At 65.7% G+C, this 11,557-nt stretch carries 11 protein-coding genes; 5 read left to right on the forward strand and 6 right to left on the reverse strand.

Annotated features, from left to right (window positions below; genetic code table 11):
* The first annotated feature begins 2 nt into the window (after positions 1 to 2).
* The 5 genes from prmA to G3N96_RS23505 all read left to right on the forward strand — a co-directional run bounded on the left by prmA (position 3) and on the right by G3N96_RS23505 (position 4,382).
* Entirely contained in the window at positions 3 to 905 is a 903-nt protein-coding gene (gene prmA / locus G3N96_RS23485) for a 50S ribosomal protein L11 methyltransferase (protein ID WP_039353046.1), read from the forward strand.
* 45 nt (positions 906 to 950) lie between these two features.
* Positions 951 to 2,288, forward strand: a complete 1,338-nt coding sequence (locus G3N96_RS23490; RefSeq protein WP_124576462.1) for a DUF3426 domain-containing protein — start codon at positions 951 to 953, stop codon at positions 2,286 to 2,288.
* 73 nt (positions 2,289 to 2,361) lie between these two features.
* The gene (tpx, locus tag G3N96_RS23495) at positions 2,362 to 2,865 is read left to right on the forward strand and encodes a thiol peroxidase (protein WP_089494059.1); all 504 of its coding nucleotides are present in this window, start codon (positions 2,362 to 2,364) and stop codon (positions 2,863 to 2,865) included.
* Between the two features lie 85 nt (positions 2,866 to 2,950).
* Positions 2,951 to 3,889: a carbohydrate kinase family protein gene (locus G3N96_RS23500; RefSeq protein WP_206138629.1), complete on the forward strand. Its 939-nt coding sequence runs from the start codon at positions 2,951 to 2,953 to the stop codon at positions 3,887 to 3,889.
* Positions 3,890 to 3,908: 19 nt separating this feature from the next.
* The gene (locus G3N96_RS23505; protein ID WP_021161893.1) at positions 3,909 to 4,382 is read left to right on the forward strand and encodes a glycine zipper 2TM domain-containing protein; all 474 of its coding nucleotides are present in this window, start codon (positions 3,909 to 3,911) and stop codon (positions 4,380 to 4,382) included.
* A gap of 242 nt (positions 4,383 to 4,624) precedes the next feature.
* On the opposite strand, the gene G3N96_RS23510 is transcribed toward G3N96_RS23505, so the two are convergent.
* The 6 genes from G3N96_RS23510 to G3N96_RS23535 all read right to left on the reverse strand — a co-directional run.
* Complete coding sequence (locus G3N96_RS23510; protein ID WP_089439185.1) at positions 4,625 to 5,326, reverse strand: histone H1-like DNA-binding protein; 702 nt, start codon at positions 5,324 to 5,326, stop codon at positions 4,625 to 4,627.
* A 28-nt stretch (positions 5,327 to 5,354) separates the two neighbouring features.
* Complete coding sequence (locus G3N96_RS23515) at positions 5,355 to 5,681, reverse strand: hypothetical protein (RefSeq protein ID WP_089455555.1); 327 nt, start codon at positions 5,679 to 5,681, stop codon at positions 5,355 to 5,357.
* An 82-nt stretch (positions 5,682 to 5,763) separates the two neighbouring features.
* Positions 5,764 to 6,975, reverse strand: a complete 1,212-nt coding sequence (locus tag G3N96_RS23520) for a ribonucleotide-diphosphate reductase subunit beta (protein WP_206138630.1) — start codon at positions 6,973 to 6,975, stop codon at positions 5,764 to 5,766.
* A 365-nt stretch (positions 6,976 to 7,340) separates the two neighbouring features.
* Complete coding sequence (locus G3N96_RS23525) at positions 7,341 to 10,337, reverse strand: ribonucleoside-diphosphate reductase subunit alpha (RefSeq protein ID WP_124576461.1); 2,997 nt, start codon at positions 10,335 to 10,337, stop codon at positions 7,341 to 7,343.
* Between the two features lie 462 nt (positions 10,338 to 10,799).
* The gene (gene ampD / locus G3N96_RS23530; RefSeq protein ID WP_089430578.1) at positions 10,800 to 11,390 is read right to left on the reverse strand and encodes a 1,6-anhydro-N-acetylmuramyl-L-alanine amidase AmpD; all 591 of its coding nucleotides are present in this window, start codon (positions 11,388 to 11,390) and stop codon (positions 10,800 to 10,802) included.
* A partial coding sequence (locus G3N96_RS23535; RefSeq protein WP_277399454.1) for a PP0621 family protein occupies positions 11,387 to 11,557 on the reverse strand: 171 nt, incomplete at its 5' end. The genes G3N96_RS23535 and ampD, both read right to left, overlap by 4 nt.

The raw sequence follows: 11,557 nt of genomic DNA on the forward strand, positions 1-11,557 counted from the left end.
GCATGAGCTATCGCGAACTCGTCGTCGAACTGGCCCGTGAGCATGCGGAGGCGCTGTCCGACGCGCTGCTCGAACTCGGCGCGCTGTCGGTGTCGGTCGAAGATGCCGACGCCGACACGCCCGACGAACAGCCGCTCTTCGGCGAGCCGGGCCTCGTGCCCGACCGCACCGCGTGGCAGCACTCGCGCGTGGTTGCGCTGCTCGCGGCCGACCATGAGCCGGCCGTGCTGCTCGCGGCGGCCGCGAACGAGATCGGCGTCGCCGAGACGCCGGCGTTCACCGTCCGCGAAGTCGAAGAGCAGGACTGGGTGCGTCTCACGCAATCGCAGTTCGAGCCGATCCCGATCGGCGAGCGGATCTGGGTCGTGCCGTCGTGGCACGATGCGCCCGATCCCGACGCGCTCATCCTCGAACTCGATCCGGGCCTCGCCTTCGGCACCGGCAGCCACCCCACCACGCGCCTGTGCATGGAATGGCTCGAGCAGTCGGTGAAGCCCGGTCAGTCCGTGCTCGACTACGGCTGCGGCTCGGGCATTCTCGCGATCCTCGCGAAGAAATGCGGGGCGAACCCCGTCATCGGCATCGACATCGATCCGCAAGCGGTCGAATCGGCGCGGCAGAACAGCGAACGCAACCATGCGGAAGTCACGTACGGGCTGCCCGATGCGTGCCCGGACGGTGAATTCGACATCGTCGTCGCGAACATCCTGTCGAATCCGCTGAAGCTGATGGCGTCGATGCTCGCCTCGAAGGTCAAGCCGGGCGGGCGCATCGCGCTGTCGGGCGTGCTCGCGCGCCAGGCGGACGAAGTGGCGGCCGTCTACGCACGCTACGTCGACATCTCGGTCTGGCGCGAGCACGAAGGTTGGGTATGCCTCGCCGGAACCCGCCGCGAAAGCCATTAGAATAGCGCTGTCCTTCACTCTGGCCAGCAGGCCGCCCGGCTCGACATGCTTCTTGCGACGCGCTGCCCTCATTGCGAAACCGTCTTCCGGCTGCAGCAGGAACAGCTCTCGCTGCATCAAGGGCTCGTGCGCTGCGGGCATTGCCACGAAGTCTTCAACGCATCCGAGTCGCTCGTTCCCGAGCACGCGCAGCAGCCCGAGCCGGTCCTGACCGAGCCGGCTGCCGCGCAGGATGACGGTGATGCGCGTCATCCGGCCCCGCCTCGGCTGTTCGCTGCCGAAGCGCCGGCCGGGTCACCTTCCGACACCGATTACAAGCCGGAAGGCTGGGACATGTGGGCGCCGTGGCTCGATGCCGGCGTCGACCCGTCGCTGCAGCACAGCGTGCGGACCGTGCGCACCGAGCCGCTGATCCCGCTTGCCCTTCCGTCCATCGAAGCCGGCGTCGTGCACCTGTCGGGTACGCCCGCACCGTTCGCGCCCTCCCCGGCCGAGCTGGCCCCCTCCGCTGCCGTCGAACAACCGGCCGAATCGCTGCAGACGCAAACGCCGCAGGATACCGAACCATCGGCCGCGCCCGTCGAACGCGACCCGCGTGAGCCCCGCTTCGTCGCGCACCTTCCGTCGGACGCAGAGACCGCTCGCGACGCCGCCGAACCCGTCGGAACCGCGCACTTCGCCGTGCCGGACGACGAACGCGCGCCGCGCGAACCGCGCTTTGCGTTCGCGCCTGCGCCAGCCGTCACCGAAGCCGGGCCCGAGCCCGACTCCGGCACCACCCGGCACGACGAGACGCCCGCCGCCACGACCCACGCGCCGGGCGCCCCCTTCCCCGCCGCGCTGACCGACGACGATCGTCCGCATTTCGCCGTCACGCGCGAAACCCGCGCGCCGCAGCGGCGCGGCATGCTCGGCGGCTTTTTCGGCGGCCTCGTCGCTGCCGCGCTCGCCGTGCTGCTCGTCGGACAACTCGCATGGTGGCAGCGCGAAACGCTGATGATCTACTGGCCCGTTACGCAGGGCTGGTTCCGGCAGGCCTGCGCGCCGCTCGGCTGCACGGTTGCGCCGCCGCGCGCGATCGACGGCCTGCGGCTCGACGCGACCGACCTGCGCCAGCTCGACGGCCCGCGCGAGCTCGAGCTGAAGGTGCCGCTGACGAACCGCTTCCGCGTCGCACTCGCCTACCCGTCGCTCGAGCTGACGCTGCTCGACGACACCAACCACGTGACCGCGCGCCGCGTACTCGCGCCGCGCGACTACGTGCGCCCGGGCACGCCGATCGACGCCGGGCTGCCGCCCGGCACGACGCAGACGATGGTCGTCCGCGTCGAAACGAACGGCACACCCGCCTCGAATTTCCGCGTCCAGATTTTCTATCCGTGACGCGCCGCGGCGCGCGCCTGCGCGCCCGTCTCAACCCGCGCGCCCGAGCGGCGCGCTATTTCGGAGCACGAACATGAGCAAAGTTACGCTGGGTGGCAACCCGATCGATCTCGCCGGCACGTTCCCGGCCGTCGGCGCGCAAGGCGCCGATTTCAAGCTGGTCGGCAAGGACCTCGCCGACCTGTCGCTCGCCAGCTTCGCCGGCAAGCGCAAGGTGCTGAACATCGTCCCGAGCCTCGACACGCCGACCTGCGCGACGTCGACCCGCAAGTTCAACCAAGCCGCATCGTCGCTCGACAACACGGTCGTCGTCGTCGTGTCCGCCGACCTGCCGTTCGCCGCGACGCGCTTTTGCACGACCGAAGGCCTCGAGAATGTCGTGACGGCCTCGACGTTTCGCACCGGCCGCGCGTTCGCGAACGCGTACGGCGTCGACGTGACGAGCGGCCCGCTGAACGGCCTCACCGCCCGTGCGGTCGTCGTGCTCGACGCGCAGGACAAGGTGATCCACGCGGAACTCGTCGGCGAAATCAAGGACGAGCCGAACTACGATGCCGCGCTCGCCGCACTGAAGTAAGCTTTCTTTCGCTTTCCCCTGCCGCGCCGCGCCTTTCGCGCGGCGTTGTCGCGCAGGGTTCCTCATTTCTACAGGAACGCACACCTTGGCTACGTTGATTTGCGGCTCGATCGCCTACGATTCCATCATGACCTTCGAGGGGCGGTTCCGCGAGCACATCCTGCCCGACCAGGTGCACCTCATCAACCTGAGCTTCCTGGTGCCGACGATGCGCCGCGAATTCGGCGGCTGCGCGGGCAACATCGCGTACGCGCTGCACCTGCTCGGCGGCGATGCGCGCATCATGGGGACGATCGGCGCGCTCGACGCGCAGCCGTATCTCGACCGGCTCGACCAGCTCGGCCTGCGCCGCGACCACGTTCGCGTGCTGCCCGACACGTATACCGCGCAGGCGATGATCACGACCGATCTCGACAACAACCAGATCACGGCGTTCCACCCCGGCGCGATGATGCAGTCGCACCTGAACCATGCGGGCGACGCGCCGGGCATCAAGCTCGCGATCGTCGGCCCCGACGGCTTCGACGGGATGGTGCAGCACGTCGAAGAACTCGCCAAGGCCGGCGTGTCGTTCGTGTTCGATCCGGGCCAGGGCCTGCCGCTGTTCGACGGTGCGACGCTGCGCCGCAGCATTGAACTTGCGACCTATGTGGCGGTCAACGACTACGAGGCCAAGCTGGTGAGCGACAAGACGGGATGGTCCGAAGATGAAATCGCCAGCCGGGTCGACGCCCTCGTCATCACGCGCGGCGAGCACGGCGCGACCATCCGCCACAAACAAGGCACGGAGCAGATTCCGGTCGTGCCGGCCGAGCGGATCTCCGATCCGACCGGCTGCGGCGATGCCTTCCGGGGTGGCTTGCTGTACGGCATCGAGCATGGCCTCGACTGGGCAACCACGGGCCGCCTCGCGAGCCTGATGGGCTCGATCAAGATCGCCCACCAGGGGCCCCAGACTTACGTACTGACGCGCGCCGAAATCGACGCGCGCTTCGAGACTGCATTCGGTTACAGTCTCAAATGAATCTTGTGGGAGAGCAAAGATGTTGACGAAAAAGACCCTCACGCTCGCGGCCATGCTGACGGCCTCGCTGACGCTCACCGGTTGCTTCACCGCCCCCGGTTCGGCGGATGTCTATAGCGTCGGCCAGGCGCAGCGCGAACAGACGGTCCGCATGGGCACGGTCGAAAGCGTCCGCGCGGTGCGCATCCAGTCCGACGGCGGCGGCAGCGCGATCGGCACGCTCGGCGGCGGCGCGCTCGGCGCAGTGGCAGGCAGCGCGATCGGCGGCGGCAAGGGGTCGATCCTGACCGCGATCGCCGGCGGCCTCGTCGGCGCGGTCGCGGGCAACGCGGTCGGCGAAAACCTCAGCACGGCGAACGGTGTCGAAATCACCGTGCGCCTCGACAACGGCGATCTGCGCTCGATCACGCAGGCTGCAAGCGGCGAAGCGTTCCGCGCCGGCGAACGCGTGCGACTGCTGTCGAGCGGCGGCGTCACGCGCGTCACGCACTAACAGGTCCTCAGCACGCGGCGCAAGCCGCGGTCGAACGCATGTGCGAAGCTGCACATGCGTTTTTTTTCGTCCGTACTCGCCGCAGCCGGCTTACGGGTGTCCGGGATGCGGGCACATCGATACATCGGCAAGGACGGACGAAAAAAATCCCGCCACCTGAGCCAGATGGCGGGACTGATTGAGTAGCGCTACTCAACCCACGGACACCACGTGAGTGTCCGGGTGGTGCAGGTCAGCCTCGATTACGGACGGCTGCCGGTCGGGAACGGCCATGCCGCTGCCGGGTTGAGCGCAGTCTTCACGCCCGATGCCGGCGCCACCGATGCGGTCGACGCGGTCGTTGCCGGCGCAGCCTTCTTCACGACGGCCTTCTTCGGAGCAGCAGCCTTCTTCGGAGCCGCGGCCTTCTTCGCCGGAGCCGGAGCGGCAGCCGGAGCAGCAGCGGCAGCCTTCTTCGCCGGAGCAGCGGCCTTCTTCGCAGGGGCAGCCTTCTTCGCAGCAGGCGCAGCCTTCTTCGCGGCAGCCTTCTTCGCAGGCGCAGCCTTCTTCGCAGCAGCCTTCTTCGCCGGCGCGGCCTTCTTCGCAGCAGCCTTCTTAGCCGGTGCGGCCTTCTTCGCAGCAACCTTCTTCACTGCGACTTTCTTGGCTGCAACCTTCTTCGCTGCGGCCTTCTTCGCCGGTGCTGCCTTCTTCGCGGCAACCTTCTTCACCGCGACCTTCTTGGCTGCAACCTTCTTCGTTGCGACCTTCTTCGCAGCAACCTTCTTCACTGCGGCCTTCTTCGCCGGTGCTGCCTTCTTCGCGGCAACCTTCTTCACCGCGACCTTCTTCGCAGCAACCTTCTTCACTGCAGCGGCCTTCTTCGCCGGAGCAGCAGCCTTCTTCGCAGCGACCTTCTTCACTGCGGCCTTCTTTGCAGCCGGTTTCTTCTTGGCAAGTGCCATGTTGTTCTCCTTCAGGTTCAGATGAGAGTCAGTTCAAACTACACCCTTCGTCAAAACCCGCTTCCCGCGGACGCTGTTCAGGACGTGCGCTTCGAAGCGGGCTATTCATCGGCGTACGCGGATACCACGCGCTTACGCTAATGAATACGGTATGGCGCGCGTGGCCACTCGGCCTCGCGCGCCAAATCAAGTCGGTAGCCGGCGCACCTCGCGCCGCTACCCCTAATCGCTTGATCAAGCGGACCGCCACACGGCCGTCCGCTTTTTCCGGAGGGAAGTTTGCCCATCCCACTGAAGGGTTCGCAAAGTGCCTGTCGTGTCGTCGTGCCGTTAAGGCACCGGGCATGCTTTGCATCAGGCGTTCTTGCTCCTAAACCTTGAGCCGGGGCCGAGAGGCCGCCGGCTGTTCCATCATGTGACGGGTTCGCTGCTGCGGGTTATTCCCAGGACAGCGCGCCGCCCGTCTGATACTCGATCACACGCGTCTCGAAGAAGTTGCGTTCCTTCTTCAGGTCGATCATCTCGCTCATCCACGGGAACGGGTTTTCCTCGTTCGGGTAGAGCGGGTCAAGGCCGATCTGCTGGCAACGACGGTTGCTGATGAAGCGCAGATAGCTCTTGAACATCGACGCGTTCAAACCCAGCACGCCGCGCGGCATCGTGTCCTCGGCGTAGCGGTATTCGAGTTCGACAGCCTGCTTGAACAGCTCGCGGATCTCGGCGCGGAATTCGGCGGTCCAGAGATGCGGATTCTCGAGCTTGATCTGGTTGATCAGGTCGATGCCGAAATTGCAGTGCATCGACTCGTCGCGCAGGATGTACTGATATTGCTCTGCAGCACCCGTCATCTTGTTCTGGCGGCCGAGCGCGAGGATCTGCGTAAACCCGACATAGAAGAACAGGCCTTCCATGATGCAGGCGAACACGATCAACGACTTCAGCAGCTTCTGATCCGCTTCGAGCGTGCCGGTCTTGAAGGCCGGATCCGTCAGCGTGTGGATGAACGGGATCAGGAATTCGTCCTTCGCGCGGATTGACGTGACCTCGTGGTACGCGTTGAAGATCTCGCCTTCGTCGAGACCGAGCGATTCGACAATGTATTGGTACGCGTGCGTGTGGATCGCCTCTTCGAACGCCTGGCGCAGCAGGAACTGCCGGCACTCGGGCGCCGTGATGTGGCGGTACGTGCCGAGCACGATGTTGTTCGCCGCGAGCGAATCGGCCGTCACGAAGAAGCCGAGGTTGCGCTTCACGATGCGGCGCTCGTCCTCGGTCAGACCGTTCGGGTCCTTCCACAGAGCGATGTCGCGGGACATGTTGATTTCCTGCGGCATCCAGTGGTTCGCGCAACCGGCCAGATACTTTTCCCACGCCCACTTGTACTTGAACGGCACCAGCTGATTGACGTCAGTCTGGCCGTTGATGATGCGCTTGTCGGCGACATTGACCCGCGCTTCCGAACCGCCGGCGGGAACAGCCGATGCTTGCGGGGGCACCGCAAGATCGCCTTCGAAAATGTCGCGGACGTGATGGGCGGCAGGCGTTGCAGCCTGCAGTCCGACAGCCGTTCCTGCGGAGGTGCGCATCGCGTTTTGCTGCGCTCCGCTCGCGGGAGTTACGGCAGTCTTCTCTTCATCCCAGTTGAGCATAAATTCTCACCATCAATTTAGAACGGTTTGTACCATCTTTTCCTGAGCGATAAAAGGGTTCGCTCACGAAAAATCCTTTTTTCGATTCGCGTTGCGACCTCGATACAACACTTTGAGCAACGCATCGTCGTTCATGCAGCGCGCGACGTGCGTCGCGCGTGTATCGCGAGGTGCGCTCGACGCATCGAACGCTGATCGAAACGCGACGTCGTCGGGGATGTTTCGATCGCTTGTCACTGCCTGCAACGCAGGTGCCGCGTTACAGATTCCTTATCATTTTTTTAGTTGAGAGCGGCGCACACTTCAACCTCGATCGGTCGTCGTGTGCGCCGCGCTGACCTGCTTCCCAGGTCAGGCGCACTGCGTTACTGGCACGCTTCGCACTCGTCGAAGCCAGGATCGCCCGGACGCATCGTGCACACCGGACCATCTGCCTCGACCGGCGCGAGTGCCGGTGCCGCGTCGACTGCACCCGACGACGATGCTGCGCCGCCTGCCGCACCGAAGCCGCCGGCCGCGCCTTGCGCGCCGCCGCTGCTCGAACCGCCGCCCGTCGGCACGGCGTTCAGCGCGCCGTGTGCGACCGTCGACTTCTCGACGTGCGTCGCCGCCATCGTGCGGAGGTAGTAGGTCGTCTTCAGGCCGCGCAGCCATGCGAGCTTGTAGACCTCGTCGAGCTTCTTGCCCGACGCGCCGCCCATGTAGATGTTCAGCGACTGCGCCTGGTCGATCCACTTCTGACGACGCGATGCCGCTTCGACCAGCCACGTCGGGTCGACTTCGAACGCGGTCGCGTAGATCGCGCGCAGGTCGGCCGGGATGCGGTCGATGCGCGACAGCATGCCGTCGAAGTACTTCAGGTCGGCGACCATCACTTCGTCCCACAGGCCGCGTTCCTTCAGGTCGCGCACCAGGTACTCGTTCACCACCGTGAATTCGCCCGACAGGTTCGACTTCACGTACAGGTTCTGGAAGGTCGGCTCGATACAGGCCGACACGCCGATGATGTTCGAGATCGTCGCCGTCGGCGCGATCGCGACGCAGTTCGAGTTGCGCATGCCGTGCGTGGCGATCCGCGAACGCAGCGACGTCCAGTCGAGCGATTCGGACGTGTCGACTTCGACGTAGCCGCCACGCGCTTCAGCGAGCAGCTTCAGCGTGTCCTGCGGGAGGATGCCGCGATCCCACAGCGAACCGCGGTAGCTCGAGTAGCGGCCGCGCTCCTCGGCCAGCTCGGTCGACGCGTGGTAGGCGTAGTAGCAGACCGCTTCCATCGAACGATCGGCAAACTCGACGGCCGCTTGCGATGCGTACGGCGTGCGCAGCAGGTGCAGGCAGTCCTGGAAACCCATGATGCCCATGCCGACCGGGCGGTGCTTCAGGTTCGAGTTACGCGCCTTCGCCACCGCGTAGTAGTTGATGTCGATCACGTTGTCGAGCATGCGCATCGCGACGCTGATCGTGCGCTTCAGCTTGTCGTGATCGAGCGCGTAGCTGCCGTCGGCCTGCTTCACCAGGTGGGCGACGAGGTTCACGGAGCCGAGGTTGCACACCGCGATTTCGGTGTCGCTCGTGTTCAGCGTGATTTCCGTGCACAGGTTCGACGAGTGGACGACGCCGACGTGCTGCTGCGGCGAGCGGATGTTGCACGGATCCTTGAACGTGATCCACGGGTGGCCCGTCTCGAACAGCATGCCGAGCATCTTGCGCCACAGTTGCGCCGCCGGGATCTTCTTGAACAGCTTGATCTCGCCGCGCGCGACCTTGTCTTCGTAAGCCGTGTAAGCCGCCTCGAATTCCGCGCCGAACTTGTCGTGCAGGTCCGGGCAGGTCGACGGCGAGAACAGCGTCCAGTCGGCACCTTCCATCACGCGCTTCATGAACAGGTCGGGAATCCAGTTCGCCGTGTTCATGTCGTGCGTGCGGCGGCGATCGTCGCCCGTGTTCTTGCGCAGCTCCAGGAACTCCTCGATGTCGAGGTGCCACGATTCGAGGTACGCGCAGACCGCGCCCTTGCGCTTGCCGCCCTGGTTGACCGCGACGGCCGTGTCGTTGACGACCTTCAGGAACGGGACCACGCCTTGCGACTTGCCGTTCGTGCCCTTGATATGCGAGCCGAGTGCACGCACGCGCGTCCAGTCGTTGCCCAGGCCGCCGGCGAACTTCGACAGCAGCGCGTTTTCCTTCAGCGCTTCATAGATGCCGTCGAGATCGTCCGCGACGGTCGTCAGGTAGCACGACGACAGCTGCGAGCGGTGCGTGCCCGAGTTGAACAGCGTCGGCGTCGAGCTCATGAAGTCGAAGCTGGACAGCACGTTGTAGAACTCGATCGCGCGCGTTTCGCGGTCGATCTCGTTCAGCGACAGGCCCATCGCGACGCGCATGAAGAAGGCCTGCGGCATTTCGATGCGGGTGCCTTCGACGTGCAGGAAGTAGCGGTCGTACAGCGTCTGCAGGCCGAGGTAGCCGAACTGCAGGTCGCGGTTCGCGTCGAGCGCTTCGCCGAGGCGCTTCAGGTCGAACTGCAGCAGCTTGTCGTCGAGCAGGCCGGCGTCGACGCCGCGCTTCAGGAACTGCGGGAAGTATTCCGCGTAACGGGTCGACATCTCGGCCTGCACCACTTCCTCGCCGAGGATCTCGCGACGGATCGTGTGCAGCAGGATGCGGGACGTGACCTGGCTGTATGCCGGATCCTTTTCGATCATCGTGCGCGCAGCCAGGATCGCCGAGTCGTAGACCTGGCTCATCGGCACGCCGTCGTACAGGTTCTTCACCGTTTCGGCGACGATCGGATCAGGGTTAACCGCAGCGCCGAGGCCGTCGCATGCCGACACGATCAGCGCACGCAGCGCGTTCAGGTCGAGCGGGCGCGTGACGCCGTTGTCGACGACGTTGATGCCGGTGCTCGCCTCGCCGCCGGCTGCCGCTGCTTCCTCGCCCGCATGCTGGCGCTCGAGGTGACGCTTCTCGCGATACAGCACGTACGCACGCGCGACGTTGTGCTCGCCGCCGCGCATCAGCGCGAGTTCGACCTGGTCCTGGATGTCTTCGATATGGAACGTACCGCCGTTCGGGCGGCTGCGCACGAGCGCGCGCACGACGTTGTGCGTCAGTTGCTCGACCTGCTCGCGTACGCGCGCCGATGCCGCGCCCTGCCCGCCATTGACGGCCAGGAAAGCCTTGGTCACCGCAATCGCGATCTTCGAAGGTTCGAACGAGACGACGCTGCCGTTGCGGCGGATCACCTTGTAGTCGGCGAACGTGGCCTGCGGCGCGAGCGCCTTCGCGCCCTGTTCGGTCCCGCCGAGCGGACGGCTCGAGGCGCTCTCGTACTGGGACGTCGCGTTGTCGGTGGTTTGCATGTGCAAAGCTCCTGGTGTTGGATGGTGCGGAGAGAACCGCGGATTAAAACGAACGCTGCGCAACGCGGTGCGCGAGCGGTAAGAGGCGAGCGATGCGCCGGGGAAGCCGGTTCGGTCGATGCGCGACAACCGATCCGGTCGTGTGCTTCATCATGTGTCCCCTGCCCCGTCGATGTTCGCTGCGCTGATCGCGACGCCCGGACCGCCCGGCCTGACGCGCCGCCCTGAGAACCCTGTCCGCCGGCGTTGCCCGCCGGCCGGTGCCGCTCGGGTTTCCCCGGCGACACACACTATATCTAGTGCAGAACTGCTCAACTGGCACCAAGTATAGTGGACATTCGGAGGACGTCAAAATGGATAATTTGCGCTGAAGGTATTGACATCACCCCCACCCCGCGCAGGCTCAGACGCGACAAGGCATTGGTCGGAAAAAAAAATTTCGCGCCCTCAAAAACCCTGCGATCAGTGCTGACGGAAAGGAAAGTATTCGGCGGAAAAACCGGCATCGCTCGCGAAGCGTTGCCAATCGAAATGCGGGCCCGGGTCGGTCTTGCGGCCCGGCGCGACGTCCGAGTGCCCCGCGAATGCGTCGACCGGGTAGCGTGCCGCGAGCGCGCGGGAGAGCGCGGCGAGCATGGCGTACTGCGCGTCGTCGAACGGCACGTCGTCCGCGCCCTCGAGCTCGATGCCGATCGAGAAGTCGTTGCAGCGCGCCCGGCCGAAGAACTCGGACGAGCCCGCATGCCACGCACGCTCGTCGCACGACACGAACTGCACGAGTTCGCCGTTGCGGCGGATCAGGAAGTGCGCCGACACGCGCACGTCGCGCAGGTGGCTCTGGTAATAGGGGTGCGCATCGCAGTCGAGACGATTCAGGAACAGCGCCTCGATCGCGTCACCGCCGAATTCGCCGGGCGGCAGACTGATGTTGTGGACGACCACGAGCGTCGGCACCGCGCCCGCGGGCCGCACCTCGAAGTTCGGCGACGGCGCATGGCGCGCTTCGCGCACCCAGCCGTGCGCGTCGACCGACAGCAACCGCGCGTCGCTCATCGTGCGTCGCGACCACTCGACCGCGCGGCGTGGCGCTGCGCGTGCTCGGCACTGCAGAAGTATTCACCGCCCGCGGCGACGGCGTCGCCCTTCGGCGCATGCACGCCGCATTCGGCGCAGCGCACCATCGGCTCGGGCAGCGCCCGCGCGTCGCCGTTCGGGCGCCC

Source organism: Burkholderia sp. Se-20373, from assembly GCF_017104705.1.
Classification (GTDB): domain Bacteria; phylum Pseudomonadota; class Gammaproteobacteria; order Burkholderiales; family Burkholderiaceae; genus Burkholderia.

Bases quoted from the DNA above. Each gene is read 5' to 3' on its own strand.
- prmA (WP_039353046.1), top strand. From the start codon at position 3: ATGAGCTATCGCGAACTCGTCGTCGAACTGGCCCGTGAGCATGCGGAG.
- tpx (WP_089494059.1), top strand. From the start codon at position 2,362: ATGAGCAAAGTTACGCTGGGTGGCAACCCGATCGATCTCGCCGGCACG.
- G3N96_RS23510 (WP_089439185.1), bottom strand. From the start codon at position 5,326: ATGGCACTTGCCAAGAAGAAACCGGCTGCAAAGAAGGCCGCAGTGAAG.
- G3N96_RS23520 (WP_206138630.1), bottom strand. From the start codon at position 6,975: ATGCTCAACTGGGATGAAGAGAAGACTGCCGTAACTCCCGCGAGCGGA.
- ampD (WP_089430578.1), bottom strand. From the start codon at position 11,390: ATGAGCGACGCGCGGTTGCTGTCGGTCGACGCGCACGGCTGGGTGCGC.
- G3N96_RS23505 (WP_021161893.1), top strand. From the start codon at position 3,909: ATGTTGACGAAAAAGACCCTCACGCTCGCGGCCATGCTGACGGCCTCG.
- G3N96_RS23525 (WP_124576461.1), bottom strand. From the start codon at position 10,337: ATGCAAACCACCGACAACGCGACGTCCCAGTACGAGAGCGCCTCGAGC.
- G3N96_RS23515 (WP_089455555.1), bottom strand. From the start codon at position 5,681: ATGCAAAGCATGCCCGGTGCCTTAACGGCACGACGACACGACAGGCAC.
- G3N96_RS23490 (WP_124576462.1), top strand. From the start codon at position 951: ATGCTTCTTGCGACGCGCTGCCCTCATTGCGAAACCGTCTTCCGGCTG.